General features: G+C 71.4%; 19 protein-coding genes and 1 tRNA gene. 9 read left to right on the top strand and 11 right to left on the bottom strand.

What is annotated here, in order from left to right; translation table 11 throughout:
* The first annotated feature begins 7 nt into the window (after window positions 1-7).
* Window positions 8-496, top strand: a complete 489-nt coding sequence (locus ACFXAE_RS08085) for a MarR family winged helix-turn-helix transcriptional regulator (RefSeq protein WP_384710120.1) — start codon at window positions 8-10, stop codon at window positions 494-496.
* Window positions 497-1,359: 863 nt separating this feature from the next.
* Entirely contained in the window at window positions 1,360-2,637 is a 1,278-nt protein-coding gene (locus tag ACFXAE_RS08080) for a family 16 glycosylhydrolase (RefSeq protein ID WP_384709776.1), read from the top strand.
* Window positions 2,638-2,776: 139 nt separating this feature from the next.
* On the opposite strand, the gene ACFXAE_RS08075 is transcribed toward ACFXAE_RS08080, so the two are convergent.
* The 3 genes from ACFXAE_RS08075 to ACFXAE_RS08065 all read right to left on the bottom strand — a co-directional run bounded on the left by ACFXAE_RS08075 (window position 2,777) and on the right by ACFXAE_RS08065 (window position 3,728).
* Window positions 2,777-2,995 carry a hypothetical protein gene (locus ACFXAE_RS08075; protein ID WP_384709774.1) on the bottom strand — a complete coding sequence of 73 codons (219 nt, stop codon included), beginning with the start codon at window positions 2,993-2,995 and terminating at the stop codon, window positions 2,777-2,779.
* A gap of 125 nt (window positions 2,996-3,120) precedes the next feature.
* The gene (locus tag ACFXAE_RS08070) at window positions 3,121-3,480 is read right to left on the bottom strand and encodes a hypothetical protein (RefSeq protein WP_384709771.1); all 360 of its coding nucleotides are present in this window, start codon (window positions 3,478-3,480) and stop codon (window positions 3,121-3,123) included.
* Window positions 3,480-3,728, bottom strand: a complete 249-nt coding sequence (locus tag ACFXAE_RS08065; protein WP_384709768.1) for a hypothetical protein — start codon at window positions 3,726-3,728, stop codon at window positions 3,480-3,482. Before ACFXAE_RS08065 ends, ACFXAE_RS08070 begins: the two co-directional genes overlap by 1 nt.
* Before the next feature lie 159 nt (window positions 3,729-3,887).
* Between ACFXAE_RS08065 and ACFXAE_RS08060 the strand changes: the two genes are divergently transcribed.
* Window positions 3,888-4,169 (top strand): GntR family transcriptional regulator, encoded by a 282-nt coding sequence (locus tag ACFXAE_RS08060; protein WP_384709765.1) that lies wholly within the window; start codon window positions 3,888-3,890, stop codon window positions 4,167-4,169.
* A 63-nt stretch (window positions 4,170-4,232) separates the two neighbouring features.
* Here the strand turns inward: ACFXAE_RS08060 and ACFXAE_RS08055 are convergent.
* From ACFXAE_RS08055 to galU, 7 genes are all read right to left on the bottom strand, one after another.
* Window positions 4,233-4,306, bottom strand: a tRNA-Ala gene (locus tag ACFXAE_RS08055).
* Between the two features lie 60 nt (window positions 4,307-4,366).
* Entirely contained in the window at window positions 4,367-5,560 is a 1,194-nt protein-coding gene (glpR, locus tag ACFXAE_RS08050) for a gephyrin-like molybdotransferase receptor GlpR (RefSeq protein WP_384709762.1), read from the bottom strand.
* Between the two features lie 172 nt (window positions 5,561-5,732).
* Window positions 5,733-6,371, bottom strand: a complete 639-nt coding sequence (locus ACFXAE_RS08045) for a GNAT family N-acetyltransferase (protein WP_384709759.1) — start codon at window positions 6,369-6,371, stop codon at window positions 5,733-5,735.
* A 26-nt stretch (window positions 6,372-6,397) separates the two neighbouring features.
* Window positions 6,398-6,940 (bottom strand): molybdenum cofactor biosynthesis protein B, encoded by a 543-nt coding sequence (locus tag ACFXAE_RS08040; RefSeq protein WP_384709756.1) that lies wholly within the window; start codon window positions 6,938-6,940, stop codon window positions 6,398-6,400.
* The gene (gene moaC, locus ACFXAE_RS08035; RefSeq protein ID WP_384709753.1) at window positions 6,937-7,467 is read right to left on the bottom strand and encodes a cyclic pyranopterin monophosphate synthase MoaC; all 531 of its coding nucleotides are present in this window, start codon (window positions 7,465-7,467) and stop codon (window positions 6,937-6,939) included. Before moaC ends, ACFXAE_RS08040 begins: the two co-directional genes overlap by 4 nt.
* 86 nt (window positions 7,468-7,553) lie before the next feature.
* On the bottom strand, window positions 7,554-8,876 hold the full coding sequence (gene glp, locus ACFXAE_RS08030) for a gephyrin-like molybdotransferase Glp (protein WP_384709749.1): 1,323 nt from the start codon (window positions 8,874-8,876) through the stop codon (window positions 7,554-7,556).
* Window positions 8,873-9,784: a UTP--glucose-1-phosphate uridylyltransferase GalU gene (galU, locus tag ACFXAE_RS08025; protein WP_384709746.1), complete on the bottom strand. Its 912-nt coding sequence runs from the start codon at window positions 9,782-9,784 to the stop codon at window positions 8,873-8,875. Before galU ends, glp begins: the two co-directional genes overlap by 4 nt.
* 92 nt (window positions 9,785-9,876) lie before the next feature.
* Here galU and ACFXAE_RS08020 point away from each other — a divergent pair, with 92 nt between their 5' ends.
* Entirely contained in the window at window positions 9,877-10,491 is a 615-nt protein-coding gene (locus ACFXAE_RS08020; RefSeq protein ID WP_384709743.1) for a 5-formyltetrahydrofolate cyclo-ligase, read from the top strand.
* 67 nt (window positions 10,492-10,558) lie between these two features.
* Here the strand turns inward: ACFXAE_RS08020 and ACFXAE_RS08015 are convergent, their stop codons facing one another.
* The gene (locus ACFXAE_RS08015) at window positions 10,559-13,384 is read right to left on the bottom strand and encodes a penicillin acylase family protein (protein WP_384709740.1); all 2,826 of its coding nucleotides are present in this window, start codon (window positions 13,382-13,384) and stop codon (window positions 10,559-10,561) included.
* 243 nt (window positions 13,385-13,627) lie between these two features.
* Here ACFXAE_RS08015 and ACFXAE_RS08010 point away from each other — a divergent pair, with 243 nt between their 5' ends.
* The 5 genes from ACFXAE_RS08010 to ACFXAE_RS07990 all read left to right on the top strand — a co-directional run bounded on the left by ACFXAE_RS08010 (window position 13,628) and on the right by ACFXAE_RS07990 (window position 18,780).
* Window positions 13,628-15,154 carry a potassium/proton antiporter gene (locus ACFXAE_RS08010; protein WP_384710117.1) on the top strand — a complete coding sequence of 509 codons (1,527 nt, stop codon included), beginning with the start codon at window positions 13,628-13,630 and terminating at the stop codon, window positions 15,152-15,154.
* 268 nt (window positions 15,155-15,422) lie between these two features.
* Window positions 15,423-16,709, top strand: coding sequence for an MFS transporter (locus ACFXAE_RS08005; protein WP_384709737.1), 1,287 nt, complete (start codon window positions 15,423-15,425; stop codon window positions 16,707-16,709).
* A 67-nt stretch (window positions 16,710-16,776) separates the two neighbouring features.
* Window positions 16,777-17,100, top strand: coding sequence for an FmdB family zinc ribbon protein (locus ACFXAE_RS08000; protein WP_384709734.1), 324 nt, complete (start codon window positions 16,777-16,779; stop codon window positions 17,098-17,100).
* Window positions 17,101-17,187: 87 nt separating this feature from the next.
* Window positions 17,188-18,021: an S-methyl-5'-thioadenosine phosphorylase gene (locus ACFXAE_RS07995; RefSeq protein WP_384710114.1), complete on the top strand. Its 834-nt coding sequence runs from the start codon at window positions 17,188-17,190 to the stop codon at window positions 18,019-18,021.
* Window positions 18,022-18,276: 255 nt separating this feature from the next.
* Window positions 18,277-18,780, top strand: a complete 504-nt coding sequence (locus ACFXAE_RS07990) for a hypothetical protein (protein WP_384709731.1) — start codon at window positions 18,277-18,279, stop codon at window positions 18,778-18,780.
* The last annotated feature ends 55 nt before the right edge of the window (window positions 18,781-18,835 follow it).

The following is an 18,835-nucleotide window of genomic DNA, read 5'->3' as shown; positions in this document are numbered from 1 at the left end:
GTCACTGATGTCCACGGAATCGGACGGTCCAGCCGTCAATGAGGCCGTCCGCACCCTGTTGTTGCTCATGCCACGGCTCGTGGGCCGCGCCAAGCGTCTGCCCATACCTCCGGCTCTCCAGGGCCTGGACCTGGCACCGCGACACCTCGCGCTGCTGGCCCACCTGGAGTACGACGGCCCCACCAGCGTCAACGAGTTGGCCACTCGGCTGGAGGTGGCCCCAACGACCGTCAGCCTCATGGTCAGCGAGCTGTCGCGGCCGGGCGTCCTGCAACGCACTGCCGATCCCGCCGACCGCCGCCGCCGCATCATCGCCATCGCCCCCGCCTACGCCGCACCGATCGGCGAATGGCTTTCTGGCAGCGCCTCTGCCTGGGAACGCGTCATGCGGGGTCTCGACCCCGCGGAACGCGGCACAGTCATCACCGCCCTGCACGCCTACGAGGCCGCCTTGGAGCAGGCTGGCGACCAGCATCGGAACACGCATCTGCGTTAGCGGGCCTAGATTTGTCTCAACGAACCAGGTTTCCGCGTCTCACCCAATCCAGCCCACGCAGGTCAGCGCAGGGGTGGACGACCAACTTCGTTGAGACAGGACACCCGTGCTCATCGGTGAATATGTTCAAGCTTCCTTCGAAGCGGTCATCCCTTGTGCGGCCAAGCCCTTCGCGTCGCCGCCGGCCACTGGCACAATCGGCCCCCGACCGCACGAGGCGCCCGTTCCGGACCCGAACGTCCGCTGTGAGATCCCGGTCGGCGGCCACGCCCGTTTCCACTCCTCCGGCTCCGTAGCGTGCTCACGCCCAGCCGACGGTAAAACGCCGACCGCTCGTCCCGGGCCACAGCTCGTCGGTCACCGACCGGGCCCGACGGCCCACCTCCCGTGCTCGTCGAGGTCCGGAAGAAGCCGGGGAGCGTGCCGAGCGAGGGCAGCCCGCGGCGCCTTCGGGTTCGCCTCGGGCACGGGCGGGACGGCCGACACGGGTTCCGCCGCGTGGGTGGTCATGACCGGGTGCACTCCTGCATGCTCCTTCGGCGCACCGCACCCACGACGACAGCTCGGGAAGTCATGAGCACACTCCTCGGACGGGATCGTCCCACTCCACGGATCGCGCGGAAGGCCTGCCGACTCGGGTCACCGTCGACCCGTTTCCCCTCCACCCGCTTAAGCCGTCCTTAAACACTCATTAAGCGATCAGCCACAGGCTTTAGGACGTCAAAAAGCGGCAGGTCAGAGCCCGTTGGAACGCAAACCGGGCAGTTGGTTGCGCTGTCAGCCGTCCGTAGCATCGGGGCTCCCCACGACCCACCCCCACCCTCTCCCCACGCAACTTCCCCACAGACAAGGTGTGTTCATCCATGGCCGCTCACCGCGCACGCCGGTGGTCGCTCGGCGGGCTCGTCCTGCTGGTCTCCACCGCGGTCGTCGCCGCCTTCACCTTCCTCACCACAGGACCGTCCGCCGACCGGGCCGACGCCGCCACCACCGCGCTGACCTGGTCCGACGAATTCAACGGCCCGGCCGGCAGCGCCCCCGACCCCGGCAAGTGGACGATGGAGACCGGTGGCAGCGGCAACGGAAACCACGAGCTGCAGTACTACCGCGACAGCAGGGACAACGCCGCCCTCGACGGCGACGGCAACCTCGTCATCACCGCCCGCAAGAACACCGACACCGGACTCCAGTGCTGGTACGGCTCCTGCCAGTACACCTCCGCCCGCCTCAACACCGCCAAGACCTTCACCCAGGCCTACGGCCGCTTCGAGGCGCGCGTCAAGGTGCCCCGCGGCCAGGGCATGTGGCCCGCGTTCTGGATGCTCGGCGACGACCTGGGCACAGCCGGATGGCCGAACAGCGGCGAGATCGACATCATGGAGAACGTCGGTTACGAACCCGGCGTCGTCCACGGCACCGTCCACGGCCCCGGCTACTCCGGTGGTGGCGGCATCGGCGCCGCGTACACGCTCCCGGGCGGCGCGTCCTTCGCCGACGGCTTCCACGTCTTCGCCGTCGACTGGAGCCCCGAGAAGATCACCTGGTCCGTCGACGGGCAGACCTACCAGACCCGCACCCCGGCCGACCTGGGCGGCAGGAAGTGGGTCTACGACCATCCGTTCTTCCTCATCCTCAACCTCGCCGTCGGCGGCGACTGGCCCGGCAGCCCGAACGCCGCCACCGCCTTCCCGCAGACGATGACCATCGACTACGTACGCGTCTCCGCCTCCGGCGGCTCCTCCGGGGACGGCGACACCACCCGGACCGGCGCCGTCAAGGGCATCGGCGACATGTGCGTCGACGTCGCCGGCGCCTCGACCGCGGACGGGACCCCGATCCAGCTGCACGACTGCACCGGCGTCGACGCGCAGAAGTGGACCCTGGGCGGCGACGGCACCGTACGCGCCCTCGGCAAGTGCCTCGACGTACGCGGCGGCTCCACCGCGGACGGGACGCCCGTGCAGCTCTACACCTGCAACGGCACCAAGGCCCAGCAGTGGACCCACACCTCCGCCCGCGACCTGACCAACATCGGCGCGGACAAGTGCCTGGACGCCAAGGGCGGCTCCTCCGCCGACGGCACGCCCCTGCAGATCCGGACGTGCACCGGCGCCGCCAACCAGAAGTGGACGGTCGCCTGACCCCACGGCCCGGCTCATTCCCGGCCGTTCCCGGCGGGCTCCGTCCGGCGGCCCAGCGGTCCCCCGCGCCCCGCACGCAACTCTTCCGGCCTTCCGGCCCGGCGGAGCGGTGTGCGGGGACCTGGGCGGTTTCAGCAGATCATTGCCAGAGGATCTCTTCCACGATGATCTGCGGATCCTCGGTACGCGGAATGAAGGCGTAGATCAGCCAGCCCCTGTGGTTGTCGAAGTGCGGGACGTGCGGCCCTGTCGGGCAGGAGCTGGGGGCGTGCCGGGCGATGGAGGCCCGCAGCGCCTTCGGATTCCGCTCGGGCATGGGCGGAACGGTCGGCGTGGGCTCTACAGCGTGTGCGGTCATGGCCAGGGGTACTCCTTCGTGCTCCTCCGGCGCACCGTTCCTACGACGAGGGCTCGCCTCGATGACCTGGATGAGCTGTTCGACGCCGGGGCGCTGGGGCCGGGCCCGGTATGCGGCGCGTGGGTTCATACGGGCACTCCCGGGGTGCGGTCACCGGTTCCGCCACCGTCCGCCGAACCACAGGGCTCGGTGTTGTCGTCCGCCGAGGGCAGACGTCGGCCGCGGGACTCCGCGACGCGCAGGGCGTCGGCGAGGCACTCGGTGAGGCGGATACCGGCGTACCGCAGCTCGGCGTACGGGGACATCGGGTCCTCCAGCACCAGTCGGGCCCGTCCCAGCACGTCCAGGCCGTCGGCGAGTTGCCGGGCCTCCATCTCGTCGGCCAGTCGCGAGACGTATCCGTCCCCGCTGCCGTTGGCGAGGAAGCAGGGCTTTCCGTCCGGCGACGACCAGGGCAGCAGCCGGAGCGAGGGGTACGAGTCCATCACGCGGCCGCCTTCCCCGCGCCGACGACGTACTGATCGAGGTCGAGGTCCGGGCGAACGAGCCTGGACTCGGCTCCGTCGACCGGAAGGTGCCGGCAGTACGGGGAGCGGTGAAGGGGGAGACGGGCGGAGTCGGCGGGGCGGACGGCGACGTGGGCGGGGCGGGCCTCGCCCGCACGGTGGGTTCCGGTCCCAGGACCGAGGAGAAGGCCCGTCCACCGGACGATACGGCGGATAAGGTCGTACATGTTGACGCTCCACTTCAGCGTTGACCGTGCCCCGGGGCCCTGCCAGGCCGCCGGGGTTCACTTCAACACCTTTGCATCAGGGTGCGTTAGGTAGCAATAGGAAGCATACGGTTGCACCCGTATGTGGTGGGGTGCTTTTCCTCGCTTTAGCGTGCAGGCATGGCTGATGAGCGTGAGTGGAGACCCGACCCGACGAGTCACGTCTACGTATATCTGCAGGTCGTCCATCACATCGCCGAGCAGATCCGGGCTGGGCGATTGCGGGCGGGCGCACGCCTTCCTGCCGAGCGTGACCTCGCAGAGCAGTACGGTGTGGCCGTCAACACCGTCCGCCGAGCCGTCCGCGACCTACGCGATCAAGGGCTGGTCATCACCGTCCCGATCAAGGGAACCTTCGTACGCCCTGACACGCCTTCCGCCGAGCCGGCCGACAACGAGTGATGCCCCCACGCCAACACGAAGAAGCCCCCGCCGATTTCTCGGCGGGGGCTTCCAACTGTGCAGTGGACCTGAGGGGATTTGAACCCCTGGCCCCCTCGATGCGAACGAGGTGCGCTACCGGACTGCGCCACAGGCCCTTGCAACGAGTGAAACTTTAGCATCCCGATCGGGGTGCTCGGAAATCCATTGGCCCTGCGCTACTCGTTGGCGGCCTTCGGACGCGCCCCGTCCTCGTACTGGTCGAAGAGGGGAGTGCGGCCGCGTTCGCGGGAGCGGCGGGCCGAGGCCGCCCGGCGGGCGTCACTGCGGTCGTCGTCGGGGTCCGGGTCCGCTTCCTCGGCCGGCTCCTGTGCCTCGTCCGCCGGCACGGCGGACGAGCGGGCCGAGCTCCAGGTGTCCGGGGCGCCGAGGTCCACGTCGCCCGTGGCGCGGGGGGCGACCGGGGCGGTCACGTACGTCGGGAGCGGTACCGGGACCGGGTCCCAGCTGTCGCCGCCCTGACCGGGCCGCCGCTGTCGCTCGCGCTGCTGGTCGACCCACTCGGCGTGGTCGGTCTGCTCGACGAGCGCACGCCGGTCCGCGGCGAGCGCGGTCAGCCCCGGGTCGACGTCGACTCCCGCTTCCGGTCCCTCCGGTTCGTCGGGGTCGGTGTCCTCGGCGGACGGACGGCGGCGCGGCTGGCGCTCCCGCTCGCGCAGCCGCTGCGCCGCGGCCTCGGCCTGGCGGCGGTCCATCTGGTAGGCGAAGCGGCGGCGCTCCTGGGAGCGCAGATACGCGATGTACGCGCTCAGCAGCACGGCCGGCACACCGGGTGCCCACAGGAGCGTGAGCCCGCCGACCGCCGCGACGATCGTGCCGAGCGTGAAGGCGGCGAAGAGCATCGTGGTGGTGCGCCGACGGCGGGCGAGTGCCTTCAAGCGCTGGGCGCGCGCGGCGGCGGCCTGCGCCGCCCGGAGCCGCTGGGCGTCCGGTCCGCGGCGGGCGGCCGGGACGCGTCCCCGCGTGGCGGCCGGTTCGGGCGTCCGCCGGTCCGCGCGCTCGCGCGCAGGCCGGGCAGGTGCCTGTTCCGGCCGCTCCGCGGGGAGCGACGGTACGGGTGCCCGGGTCTGCGGACGGGTCTGGGACACGGCGAAGGCCCGGACGTCCACCGAGTCGGTGATCGCATCCGGGTCGTGGACGCCCTGCTCCCCCTCCTCGGAGGAGCGCGCCCGCAGGTCCTTGACGTACCGGCGCTCCATGCCCGCCCGTCCGGACAGCAATCGGATGGCGGTACTGAAGCGTTCGGTCGGACGGGCCTCGTTCAGCTCGTCCTGCCTACGGAGCCACATCGGCACCAAGTAGGCGGCCCAGGCCCCGACGATGACTGCATAGATGAGGCCGCTGCTGCTCACATCTCACACGGTAGAGGGGTTTGCACGGGGCCATCCGCCAATTGAGCCGGTGTGTCGCACGATCTGGCTGATATTTCGAACTTTTCTTGTGACCGATGCGATCGAGGGACGACCCGAACCGGGAATTCCGCGCCGGAAGGCGGTCACCTCTCGCCCAAATTCGAACATGCATTCAATTTCCAGGGCCGTGCGGGATTCCCGGATTACGCCGCTCGTGGCCGGACCGCCCATCGGAGCGTGCCCGGCGCCACCGGGCGAGCAAACCGTCGGGGACCTCTTCCGCCGTGAGCGCGAAGACGAGATGGTCGCGCCAGGCCCCGTCGATGTGCAGATATCGCGGGCGCAGGCCCTCCCCGCGGAATCCGAGTTTCTCCACGACCCTGCGGCTCGGCCCGTTCTCGGGGCGAATGCAGACCTCGATGCGGTGCAGTCCGACGGTACGGAAACAGTGGTCCACGACCATCGCCACGGCCGTCGGCACCACTCCGCGGCCGGCCACCGCCTCGTCCACCCAGTAGCCGACGTGACCCGAGCACATCGAGCCCCAGGTGATCCCCGCGACCGTCAACTGGCCGACGAGACGGCCCTGGTACTCGATGACGAACGGCAGCATCCGACCCGCGTTCGCCTCGGCGCGCAGATGGCGCACCATCTGACGGTAGGTCGGCCGATGGGTGATCGGGCCGCTGGGCGTGGGCGGCGGGATCGTCGCCTCCCAGGGCCGCAGCCAGTCGCGGTTGCGCCGGTTGACCTCGCGCCAGGCCTTCTGGTCGCGCAGCTTTATCGGCCGGAGGACGACGTCGCCGTCCACCAGCTCGACCGGCCAGTAGGGGCTGTTCAGCTCGCACCCCCGCCGATGGCGTCCGGTCTCGGGTGGTCCCCGCCGCGCAGCTGGTCCACGGCGTGCCTGAGCAACGGCTCCAGGACGGCCAGGCCGTCCTTCACCCCGCCGCCGGACCCCGGCAGGTTGACGATCAGGGTCCGGCCCACGACTCCCGCGAGGCCCCGGGAGAGGGCGGCCGTGGGCACCTTGTCCCGGCCGTACGCCCGGATGGCCTCCGCGATGCCGGGGACCTCGTGGTCGACGACCCGGCGGGTCGCCTCGGGGGTGCGGTCGGTGGGTGAGATGCCGGTGCCGCCGGTGGTCACGATGACGTCGTACCCGGCGTCGGCGCCCGCGCGCAGGGCGGCCTCCACGGGGTCGCCGTCGGGGACCACCCGGGGGCCGTCGACGGCGAAGCCGAAGCGCTTCAGGCCCTCCGTGACCAGCGGGCCGCCCTTGTCCTCGTAGACGCCGGCGGCGGCCCGGTTGGACGCGGTGACGACGAGCGCGCGGTACGGCGCGAGCGGCGCACCGCCGGCCGGCGCGTCGGGGGTCATGCCCGGCTCCAGTCGCCCGACTTGCCGCCCGTCTTCTCCTCGACCCGTACGTCCGTGATGACCGCCTCCTTGTCGACCGCCTTGACCATGTCGATCACGGTGAGCGCGGCGACGGAGACCGCGGTGAGCGCCTCCATCTCGACGCCCGTGCGGTCCGTCGTCTTCACGGTCGCCGCGATCTCCACGGCGTCGTCCGCGACCGACAGGTCCAGTTTCACACCGGACACCGACAACGGGTGGCACAGCGGGATCAGATCGGGGGTGCGTTTGGCGCCCATGATGCCCGCGATCCGCGCGGTGGCCAGCGCGTCGCCCTTGGGGACGCCCTCGCCGCGCAGCAGCTCGATCACGCGCGGCGAGACGAGAACGCGGCCGGTGGCCCGCGCGGTGCGCGCGGTGACGTCCTTGCCGGACACGTCGACCATGCGGGCGGCGCCCGCCTCGTCGACGTGGGTCAGACGGGACCGCTCGGCGGGTCCGGAGGGTTCGGAGGGTCCGGGGGTCTCCCCCCGGGAAGGCACGGTCATGATCGTGTGGCGCTCCCGGTCCTGGCCCGTGGCGGTGCGGCGCACGGGCCTGCTGTGCGCGACACGGTACCGCCAACCGGTCGCGCTCAGCCGAGCAGGACCACCTCGACCTCGGTGCCGGGCGCGACGGACTCGGCGTCCTCGGGGACGACGATCAGCGCGTCGGCCCGCGCGAGGGCCGCCACGAGGTGGGATCCGGCGCCGCCGACGGGCGTCACCGTGCCGTCGGCGTACCGGCCGCGCAGGAACTGGCGGCGGCCCCCCGGCGAGGTCAGCGCCCGGTCCGCGGTGAGCTTCGCGCGCACCCTCGGCCGGTGGACGTCCGTCAGGCCCATCAGGGTGCGGATGGCGGGGCGGACGAACAGCTCGAAGGAGACGTAACTGGAGACCGGGTTGCCGGGCAGGGCCAGCAGCGGGGTGTGGTCGGGGCCGATGGAGCCGAAGCCCTGGGGCTTGCCCGGCTGCATGGCGAGCCTGCGGAACTCGACGCCGCTGCCTGGCTCGTCCTCGTCCGCCGCGTACGACAGCGCCTCCTTGACGACGTCGTACGCCCCGACGCTCACGCCGCCGGTGGTGACCACCAGGTCGGCGCGCACCAGCTGGTCCTCGATGGTGTCCCGCAGGGTCGTGGCGTCGTCGGCGACGGCGCCCACGCGGTAGGCGATCGCGCCGGCGTCCCGCGCGGCGGCGGTGAGGGCGAAGCTGTTGGAGTCGTAGATCTGCCCCGGGCGCAGTTCCCCGTCGGGCTGGACGAGTTCGCTGCCGGTGGAGAGCACCACCACGCGCGGGCGCGGGCGCACCCGGACCGTGCCGCGGCCGATGGCGGCCAGCAGGGAGATCTGCGGCGGGCCGAGGACGGTGCCGGCCGCCAGGGCGCGGTCACCGGCCTTGACGTCGCTGCCCTCGGCGCGCACGTGCGCGCGTGCCTCGGCCGGGCGGTACACGTTCACCTGCCCGGTGGCGCCCTCGGGGGCGAGGCTGCGGGCGCGCATCCCGGTGGCCGGGCCCTCGCCGAGCCCGCCGTCGGTCCACTCGACGGGGACGACGGTCTCGGCTCCGGGCGGGAGCGGGGCGCCGGTCATGATGCGGGCGGCCTGGCCGGGGCCGACGTGGAGGAGGCCGGCCGCGCCGGCGGCGACGTCCCCGACGACCTCGAGGGCCGCCGGGTACTGCTCACTGGCGCCCGCGACGTCCGCGACCCGCACCGCGTACCCGTCCATGGAACTGTTGTCGAACGGGGGCAGGGAGACCGGCACCGTGACGTCCTCGACCAGGACGCAGCCCTGCGCGTCGAGGAGCTGCAACTCGATGGGTTCGAGGGGCCGGACGGTCGCGAGGATGTCGTCCAGGTGCTCGTCCACCGACCAGAGGTGGTCCGGTCCTGCGGTGCGGGGCGCGGTGGTGCTCAACGTTGCTGCATCTCCTCGGTGACGTATCGCTGGAGCCAGGTCCGGAAGTCCGGGCCCAGGTCCTCACGTTCGCACGCGAGTCGGACAATGGCACGCAGGTAGTCGCCGCGGTCGCCGGTGTCATAGCGGCGGCCCTCGAAGACGACGCCGTGCACCGGGCCGCCGGCCTTCTCGTCCGACGCGAGCTGCTGGAGGGCGTCGGTGAGCTGGATCTCACCGCCGCGGCCGGGCTCGGTCTTGCGCAGTATGCCGAAGACGGCCGGGTCGAGGACATAGCGGCCGATGACGGCGTAGTTCGAGGGCGCGTCCTCGGCGGCGGGCTTCTCGACCAGGCCGGTGACCTTGACGACGTCGGCGTCCGTGGTGGTCTCGACGGCGGCGGAGCCGTAGAGGTGGATCTGCTCGGGGGCCACCTCCATGAGGGCGACGACGCTGCCGCCGTGCTGCTGCTGGACCTCGATCATGCGCTGGAGCAGGGGGTCGCGCGGGTCGATCAGGTCGTCGCCGAGGAGGACGGCGAAGGGCTCGTCGCCGACGTGCGGGGCGGCGCACAGCACGGCGTGACCGAGGCCCTTGGGGTCGCCCTGGCGGACGTAGTGCATGGTGGCGAGGTCGCTGGACTCCTGGACCTTGGCGAGGCGGCCGGCGTCGCCCTTCTTCTGGAGCGCCGACTCGAGTTCGTAATTGCGGTCGAAGTGGTCCTCCAGCGGGCGTTTGTTGCGGCCCGTCACCATGAGGACGTCGTCGAGACCGGCGGAGACGGCCTCTTCGACCACGTACTGGATCGCCGGCTTGTCGACGACCGGCAGCATCTCCTTGGGAGTGGCCTTGGTGGCCGGCAGGAACCGGGTACCGAGGCCGGCTGCGGGGATGACAGCCTTGCTGATCCGAGGGTGTGACTGAGACATGTCCGCCACCATATCGGGCCCCTTTGCAGGGAATCTGAGGCTCCGATCAATTACCACTCATATGAGCATATTGGAACGGCACGGGAACAGACTTGAGACACAAAGAGGGCGCGAACGAGCCTGACAAGCGGGTATGGCGTCGGGAGATCCTCGCGGTGAGAAACGGGTTGACGGCAGATGACGTGCGGGAATCCGCGGTCGCGCTGGCCCGGCAGGCACTCGGACTGCCCGAACTGGCGCACGCGCGCACGGTGGCGGCGTACGTCTCCGTGGGGAGCGAACCCGGCACACTCGCGCTGCTCGACGCGCTGCGCACGCGGGGCGCACGCGTACTCCTGCCCGCACTGCTGCCCGACAACGATCTGGACTGGGGGACGTACGAGGGTGAGGGCTCACTCGCCCGCGTGCAACACGGCGCGAAGATGGCGCTCTTCGAACCCGCGGGGCCGCGTCTCGGGCCGGACGCCGTCACGGAGGCGGACGTCGTCCTGCTGCCGGGTCTGGCCGTCGACACACGCGGGATGCGCCTGGGACGCGGCGGCGGCTCCTACGACCGGGTCCTCTCCCGGCTGGACCGCGCGGGCGCGCGTCCTGCGCTGGTGGTGCTGCTGTACGACACGGAGGTCGCCGGCCGCGTCCCCGTCGAGCCGCACGACCGGCCGGTGCACGCGGTGGTGACACCGTCCGGGGTACGTCGGTTCGGCTGAGCCCCCGCACACGCGGAAGCGGCCTTCGCGCGCACGCGAAGGCCGCTTCCGACGGCGGGGACCGGGGTCAGGGCTTCAGCAGCAGGGTGTCACCGGTGCTGTCCTGCACCGCCTTCTCCGAGTAAGGCCACTCCAGCAGCTCGCCCTCGGCCCACTTGTCCGTCTGGTCGACGTAGTGGGAGTTGTAGGCGTGCCCGGAGGCGCCGGTGAGGTTGATCCAGCGGGACTTGTCGAGGTCGCCGAGGTTGACCACCATCCGCATGGACGGCACCCATACGACGCCGTAGCCGCCGGCGGCGTTCCAGCCGGTCGCGTTGACGGTGGCCTCGCCGCCGCCGAGCTTCCACGGGCCGCGGTTGAGCATGTACTGCAGGAAGTCCGGGCCCTCGGTGCCGAGGGTCTGGTTGTTCAGGAACAGGCGGTGCAGCCGGCCCCAGCTCCAGGTGTCGATGTCCTTGCCGAGCTTGGCGGTCAGCTCCCAGCGGGCGTCGATCAGGGCGCGCTTGAACAGCTCGTCACGGTCGTCCGCGGCGGGGCGGGTGCCCGACTTGGGGGTCTTCCACCAGTCGCTGTCCTCCTTGTCCATCAGCTTGCGGACCACCTCGAACCAGCGGTCGCCACCGTCGGGCTGCGCCTGGTCGGCGTCCCGCTGACCGCACTCGCGGACCTTGTCCGCCTCGTCGGCGGGCCCGGTGGTGTTGACCGGGTCGACCCACAGGCACTGGCCCTTGACCCGCAGCTCCTTGGGCAGCTTGTGGCCGAAGGCGAGCTTGAGGATGTTGCGCCACACGGAGTTGAAGTACGCGGCGGCGGCCGAGTCGGCGTCCTGGGTGTAGTCCCAGCCCTCCAGCAGCTTCTGCGCCTCGCGGACGTCCTCGTCCTCGGTGTCGATCCTGAGCAGGTGCGGCACCAGCAGCTTGGCGATGGTGCTGGAGTTGTCGAGCTGCATCTGCCGCATGTCGTCGGTGGAGATCTTGCCGTCGTCCTTGATCTTCGACTTGATCAGTTCGGTGATCCGCTGGCTGCGGGCGCCGTAACCCCAGTCGGTGGTCAGCGTGTACGGGTAGTCCTCGCCGACGACGGCCTGGTTGGCGGTGACGATGTAGCCGCGCTTCGGGTTGTACTCGTAGGGCAGCGCGTCCTGCTCGATCCAGCCGGCCCACTCGTAGTCGGAGTCCCAGCCGGGGGCGGGGATGGAGCCGTCGTGGTTCTCCGCGCGGGTGGGGATCTTCCCGGGGAGGGTGTAGCCGATGCTGCCCTCGGTGTCCGCGTAGATCAGGTTCTGCGAGGGCACCTCGAACAGGGTGGCCGCCTCACGGAAGTCGTCCCAGTCCTTCGCGCGGTTCATCGCGAAGATCGAGTCCATGGTGCGGCCGGCGTCCAGGGCGGTCCAGCGCAGCGCGACGCCGTAGCCGTCGCCCCGGTCGGGGGCGGCGCTGTCGACGGTGGCCTTCTTGCCGGTCCTCACCAGGTCGTCGGAACGGTCGGAGAGCAGGGGACCGTTGCCGGTCTCCCGTACGACGATCTTCTGCGCCTTGCCGCCGGCGACCTTGATGGTCTCCTCGCGGGTCTTGAACGGCACCACCTTGCCGTCGTACTGGTAGCCGTCGCCGGTGATCTTCTCCAGGTAGAGGTCGGTGACGTCGACGCCGGAGTTGGTCAGGCCCCAGGCGATGTCCTGGTTGTGGCCGATTATCACGCCCGGCATGCCCGCGAAGGTGTAGCCGGTGACGTCGTACCGGCACGTGGCGGAGACGCTGCGGCAGTGCAGGCCCATCTGGTACCAGACGGACGGCAGCGAGGCCGACAGGTGCGGGTCGTTGGCGAGCAGCGGCTTGCCGGTGATGGTGTGTTCACCCGCGACCACCCAGGAGTTGGAACCGATGCCGTCACCGTTGACGCCGACGGCGGTGGGGAGGTCCTGCAGGACCTCCTGGAGACCGGTGAGCTGACTCTCCAGGGAGGAACCGGCGGTGCCGGTGCCGGTCTCCGTGCCGGTGCCGGTCTCCGTGCCGGTGCCGGTCCCTGTGCCGGTCCCTGTGCCGGTTCCCGTGCCCGTGCCGGTACCTGTACCGATCCCCGTACCCGTGCCGTCCGTGTTCCCGTCCTGCTCGTACGCCCCGGTGAGCTGGTCGTACTGGCCCTCCTGGACCACCGGCATGTTCCGGCTGTACGGGTACGCCGGGTACAGGTCGGCGATCTGCTTCGGACCGAGGCGGCTGGTCATCAGCGCGCGGTCGATCTCGTCCTGCATGTTGCCGCGCAGGTCCCAGGCCATCGCCTTCAGCCAGGCCACGGAGTCGACCGGGGTCCACTTCCCGGGCCTGTAGTCGTTCTCGAAGCCGAGGGCCGCGTACTCCAGGGAGATCTCCTCGCCCTTCTTGCCCGCCAGATAGGCGTTGACCCCCTTGGCGTACGCCTGGAGGTACTTCTTCGTGGCGGGGGAGAGCTTCTTCTCGTACTCCTCCTCGGCGATCCTGTCCCAGCCCAGGGTGCGCAGGAACTCGTCGTTGTCGACCTGGCTCTCGCCGAACATCTCCGACAGGCGCCCGGAGGTCATGTGCCGGCGCACGTCCATCTCGTAGAACCGGTCCTGCGCCTGGACGTAGCCCTGCGCCATGAACAGGTCCTCGTCGGAGGAGGCGTAGATCTGCGGGATGCCGTAGCCGTCCCGTTTGACGTCGACGGTGTCCGTCAGACCCTGGAGGGTGATCGAGCCCTTGGTCTGCGGGAAGGAGGCGCGCACGGTGCTGACCGACCAGTACCCCCCGTAGGCGACACCGCCGATCAGGGCCAGCACCAGGACGAGCACGATCAGTCGGGCTCTGCGCCCTTTCTTCCTGCCGGACTTGCCGGGTTGCTGACCCGTGGAGGCGGTGGTGTCGGTGGGCATCGCTGTCCTTGCTGTCCTAACGCGAGCGGCAGGTCGGGCTGTGCTTTTAACTGAGCGCTGGAGCAACGATAGGCGCAGGGCCCCGCGGCACTTGACGCGGAGTGGGGAACCAGCCCGGACGGACGTTCGATCTTGCCGTCCCGAGCGTCAAGAACGCGTCAAGAGTTAGGTAAGGTAACGAAGTAGTTTGCCGCGAAAGCGGTGGATCGCATGCGATGTACGTGAGCTCACGCGCGAGCGCGCCTGAGTCAGGGAAGGGAACGGCCGCTGACTGTCCACCACCTCAACCAGCTCCTGCTCGTCTGCTCGATCGTCCTGCTCGTCGCCGTCGCAGCGGTCCGGATCTCCTCGCGCAGCGGGCTCCCCAGCCTGCTCGTCTACCTGGGCATCGGCATCGCCATGGGCCAGGACGGCGTCGGCGACATCCACTTCGACAACGCCGAGCTGACCCAGGTCATCGGATACGCGGCCCTGGTCGTGATCCTGGCCGAGGGCGGTCTGGGCACGAAGTGGGCGGAGGTGAAACCCGTCCTGCCCGCCGCCTCCGCGCTCGCGCTGGCCGGCGTCGCGGTGAGCGTCGGCGTCACGGCGTCGGCCGCGCACTTCCTGGTCGGTCTTGAGTGGCGGCAGGCACTGATCATCGGCGCGGTGGTGTCGTCGACCGACGCGGCGGCCGTCTTCTCGGTGCTGCGGAAAATACCGCTCCCCGCGCGGGTGACGGGCGCGCTGGAGGCGGAGTCCGGCTTCAACGACGCGCCCGTCGTCATCCTGGTCGTCGCCTTCTCCTCGGCCGGACCGGTCGAGCACTGGTACGTCCTGGTCGGCGAGATAGTGCTGGAGCTGGCCATCGGCGCCGCCATCGGACTCGCGGTGGGCTGGCTGGGCGCCTGGGGACTGCGGCACGTGGCGCTGCCCGCCTCCGGCCTCTACCCGATCGCCGTCATGGCCATCGCGGTCGCCGCCTACGCCTTCGGCGCGATCGCCCACGGCAGCGGCTTCCTCGCCGTCTACCTCGCCTCGATGGTGCTGGGCAACGCCAAACTGCCGCACTGGCCCGCCACGCGCGGCTTCGCCGAAGGGCTCGGCTGGATCGCCCAGATCGGCATGTTCGTCCTGCTCGGCCTGCTCGTCACCCCGCACGAACTGGGCGACGACATCGTGCCCGCGCTGGTCATCGGACTGGCGCTCACCATGGTGGCCCGCCCGCTGAGCGTCGTCGTCTGCCTGCTGCCGTTCCGGGTGCCCTGGCAGGAGCAGACGCTGATGTCATGGGCGGGACTGCGCGGCGCCGTGCCCATCATCCTGGCGACGATCCCGATGGTGCAGGGCGTCGCCGGGAGCGAGCGGATCTTCAACATCGTCTTCGTCCTGGTCGTCGTCTACACCCTCATCCAGGGTCCGACGCTGCCCTGGCTGGCCCGCAAGCTGCACCTGGGCGGAGACTCCGCCGCCGACCTCGGCATCGAGTCGGCACCCCTGGAGCGGCTGCGCGGCCACCTGCTGTCGGTCGCCATCCCGGCCGGGTCGAGGATGCACGGCGTGGAGGTCGCCGAGCTGCGGCTGCCGGCCGGGGCCGCCGTCACCCTCGTCGTGCGCGACGGCACGTCGTTCGTGCCGCTGCCGTCGACGGTGCTGCGCCTCGGGGACGAGCTGCTCGTCGTCGCCACGGACCCGGTACGGGACGCCGCCGAACGACGCCTGCGCGCGGTCGGCCGGGGCGGCAAGCTGGCCGGCTGGCTGGGCACCGACGAATCGCAGACAGGGCACTGACGGACCACGGGCGGGGCACTGACGGACCACGGGCGGGACGCCGGCGGCGTGCCCGGCTTCACAGCGGACGGCAGGTGATCCCTGTACGATGCAAGCGACCCCCAGATCGAACCAACTCTGCCTGACGCAGAGCTGGCGCGACCGTATGGCGGCCGGAACGCCCTGAGCTGTGGCACCGGTATCTACCGCAGTCAGCGCAAGAGGACAGCTCTCGGCGCCTCCGCACGACCCGTGCGGGCCGCTACCAGGTGGCAGAAAGGCACGGGCCGTGGCATCCACGGTCACCACGTCGAAGGACTCGACGGCCACCTCCCGACCGGGATACGGCCGACTGCTGCGCACGCGCGGCGCGTGGACGTTCCTGCTCCCCGGCTTCGCGGCCCGCCAGCCGTTCGCGATGCTCACCCTCTCCATCGTGCTGCTGGTGCAGCACACCACCGGCTCGTACGGCGCGGCCGGCGCCGTCGCGGCCGCCACCGGCGTCTCCATGGCGCTGTTCGCCCCCTACAGCGGCCGTCTCGCCGACCGCCACGGTCAGCGCGCCGTCCTCGTGCCCGGCGTCCTCGTCCACACGGCGGCCGGACTGGCCCTCACCGCGCTGGCGCTGGCCGACGCGCCCCTGTGGGCGCTGTTCGCCGCCGCCGTGCCCACGGGTGCCTCGGTGCCCCAGGTCGGGCCCATGGTGCGGGCCCGCTGGGGTGTGCGGCTCAAGGGCTCCCCGCTGCTGACCACCGCGGCGGCCTTCGAGTCCGTCACCGACGAGTTCACCTTCGTCGTCGGACCGCTGCTGGCCACGGCCCTGTGCACGACCGTCGACCCGGCCGCGGGCCTGCTCACCGAGGCCGCGCTGACACTGGTCGGCGGTCTGCTGTTCGCCGCGCAGAAGGGCACGCAGCCCAGGACGGGCCGTGACGGGCACGCGCGCGTGGAGCACGTTTCCGCGCTGCGCGTCCCCGGTGTGCGCGTGCTGATCGTGACCTTCCTGGGCATCGGTTCCGTCTTCGGCGGCATGCAGGTCTCGCTGGCCGCGTTCACCGAGTCGATCGGCGAGCCCGGACTGAACGGCGTCCTCTACGGCGTCTTCGCCGCGGGCAACATGCTCTCCGGCATCGCCTGCGGCGCGATCGCCTGGAAGACCGCCCCGCAGCGGCGCCTGGTGATCGGCTACACGGCGCTCGCGCTGGCCGCGTCCGCCCTGTGGACCGCCCACTCGGCACTGCTGCTGGCCGGCCTCGGTCTCCTGGTCGGCATGTGCATCGCGCCGGCCCTGATCACCGGCTACACGCTGGTGGAGAACCTGGTCCCGGCGGGCGCCCGCACCGAGGCCTTCACCTGGCTGACCGGCGCCGTCGCGCTCGGCCAGGCGGCGGCCGTCACGGTCGCGGGACAGCTGGAGGACCGCCTGTGGGGCGGCGCCGGCTTCCTGGTGCCGATGGCCGGTACGGTACTGGCCCTCGCGACGCTGCTGGCGCTGCGGTCACGGCTGGCCGCGGCCCCGCGCGGGCGCACCGTCGCACGTGGCGTCGGTCACCGCGGTCCCGTCGCAGTGGACTGAACCGCGGGAATGCGTCACTATGGACCGTCGTTAGCACTCATCGAGTGAGAGTGCCAGGAGGAAGACAGTGCCGACCTACCAGTACCAGTGCACCGAGTGCGGCGAAGGCCTCGAGGCGGTGCAGAAGTTCACCGACGACGCGCTGACCGAGTGCCCCGACTGCCAGGGCCGCCTGAAGAAGGTGTTCTCGGCGGTGGGCATCGTCTTCAAGGGCTCCGGCTTCTACCGCAACGACAGCCGCGGCTCCTCGTCGAGCAGCTCGCCGGCGTCGTCGAAGTCGTCGAGTACCTCGTCGTCGACGTCCTCCTCCTCGGACTCGGGTTCGAGCTCGTCGTCCGGTTCCGCCGGCTCGTCCGGTTCGGGCAGCTCCGCCAGCACCACCGCCGCGTAGGGCCGCCTCCTCACGGGATCCCGTCGTCCGCCGACGACGGGGTCTTCGGCGTTTGTGGGTGCGGTTAGGGTGCGGGGCATGGCGAACATGGCGAAGGCCGGGATCGGCGTGATCGGCGGCTCCGGTTTCTACTCCTTCCTCGACGACGTGACCGAGGTCCAGGTGGACACCCCGTACGGGGCGCCCAGCGACTCCCTCTTCCTCGGCGAGGTGGCCGGCCGGCGGGTCGCCTTCCTCCCCCGGCACGGACGCGGCCACCATCTGCCGCCGCACCGCATCAACTACCGGGCCAACCTGTGGGCGCTGAGGTCGGTCGGCGTGCGCCAGGTCCTCGGACCGTGCGCGGTCGGCGGCCTGCGGCCCGAGTACGGGCCGGGCACGCTGCTGGTGCCGGACCAGCTCGTGGACCGGACGAAGTCCCGGGCGGGCACCTACTTCGACGGACTGCCGCTGCCCGACGGCACGGTGCCGAACGTGGTCCATGTGTCGCTGGCCGACCCCTACTGCCCCACCGGGCGGGCCGCCGCGCTGAAGGCCGCCCGGGGCCGGGACTGGGAGCCGGTGGACGGCGGCACGCTGGTCGTGGTGGAGGGACCGCGCTTCTCCACCCGCGCCGAATCGCTGTGGCACCGGGCGCAGGGCTGGTCGGTGGTGGGCATGACCGGCCACCCCGAGGCGGCGCTCGCCCGTGAGATGGAGCTCTGCTACACCTCCCTGACCCTGGTCACCGACCTGGACGCCGGCGCCGAGACCGGTGAGGGCGTCTCCCACGACGAGGTGCTGCGGGTGTTCGCCGCCAACGTGGACCGCCTGCGGGGCGTGCTCTTCGACGCGGTGGCCGCGCTGCCGGCGACGGAGGAGCGGGACTGTCTGTGCACGTCGGCGCTGGGCGGGATGAACCCGGGGTTCGAGCTGCCGTGACCGCTCGCGGGGTGGAACGTCCCGTTCGGGTGGGGAAGTTCTCCACAGGGTCGTGGTACGTCCACAGGGCCCGGCGGGGCACGGCGCGAGGCCTCATCGTGGGAGTCGCAAGCCGGTCCCTCGTCGCAGGTGGTGGTATCCGTGTCCCGTCTTCCCTCCTCGTTCCCCTCCCCCTCCCTCTCCCCCGCTGTCCCGCGCGGGAGCGGCACCGCCTCCTCCCACCCACCCGGCCCTGAGGTCCCTCCCCCGTGCGAGGTGCCGCACTTCGCCCCGGTGCGGGTGCGCGGTGCCCTGCCGCTCCCGGGCAGGCTCGTACGGCACCGGAGGCGGGCCATGGCGCTCGGCCTCGCGGTCACTGCGGCGGCGCTGGTGGCGGCGGGCCCGCGGGACGCGGACCGGTCCCGCGGGCACCCCGGCGGGTCCCCGGCCGCCGGGGCCGCCTCGGTCTCTCCCGGGGACCGTCCCGCGCGGGAGCGGCACGCGGGTACGACGGTCATGGCGGCGGTGCGGATCGCCGACGCGGCCACGGTACGGCTGCTGCGGCCGGGCGACCGGGTGGACGTGATCGCCGCCGAGGAGACGGTGTCCGGGGGCGAGGCCCGCGTGGTCGCGCGCGGGGCACGGGTGACCGAGGTGCCGGAACCGGCGGACGGTGCGGGCGACGGCGGGGCGCTGGTGGTGCTGTCGGTAACGCGTTCCACCGCGGCCGGCCTGGCCGGCGCGAGCGCCACGGCACGGCTGGCGGTGACGATGTGCTGACCGGTGCTTCTCCGGTCCTCGTCCGCGTGTGGGGCCCTTGCGCCGGGCGGCCCGA

The organism is Streptomyces sp. NPDC059454 (genome assembly GCF_042749965.1).
GTDB lineage: Bacteria > Actinomycetota > Actinomycetes > Streptomycetales > Streptomycetaceae > Streptomyces.
Note: the sequence above shows the minus strand (reverse complement) of the source record. Positions and strands in the feature narration are given on the sequence as shown.

Coding starts and splice junctions, on each gene's coding strand:
- ACFXAE_RS08085 (WP_384710120.1), top strand. CDS start 8: ATGTCCACGGAATCGGACGGTCCAGCCGTCAATGAGGCCGTCCGCACC.
- ACFXAE_RS08080 (WP_384709776.1), top strand. CDS start 1,360: ATGGCCGCTCACCGCGCACGCCGGTGGTCGCTCGGCGGGCTCGTCCTG.
- ACFXAE_RS08075 (WP_384709774.1), bottom strand. CDS start 2,995: ATGACCGCACACGCTGTAGAGCCCACGCCGACCGTTCCGCCCATGCCC.
- ACFXAE_RS08070 (WP_384709771.1), bottom strand. CDS start 3,480: ATGGACTCGTACCCCTCGCTCCGGCTGCTGCCCTGGTCGTCGCCGGAC.
- ACFXAE_RS08065 (WP_384709768.1), bottom strand. CDS start 3,728: ATGTACGACCTTATCCGCCGTATCGTCCGGTGGACGGGCCTTCTCCTC.
- ACFXAE_RS08060 (WP_384709765.1), top strand. CDS start 3,888: ATGGCTGATGAGCGTGAGTGGAGACCCGACCCGACGAGTCACGTCTAC.
- ACFXAE_RS08040 (WP_384709756.1), bottom strand. CDS start 6,940: ATGACCCCCGACGCGCCGGCCGGCGGTGCGCCGCTCGCGCCGTACCGC.
- moaC (WP_384709753.1), bottom strand. CDS start 7,467: ATGACCGTGCCTTCCCGGGGGGAGACCCCCGGACCCTCCGAACCCTCC.
- galU (WP_384709746.1), bottom strand. CDS start 9,784: ATGTCTCAGTCACACCCTCGGATCAGCAAGGCTGTCATCCCCGCAGCC.
- ACFXAE_RS08015 (WP_384709740.1), bottom strand. CDS start 13,384: ATGCCCACCGACACCACCGCCTCCACGGGTCAGCAACCCGGCAAGTCC.
- ACFXAE_RS07995 (WP_384710114.1), top strand. CDS start 17,188: ATGGCGAAGGCCGGGATCGGCGTGATCGGCGGCTCCGGTTTCTACTCC.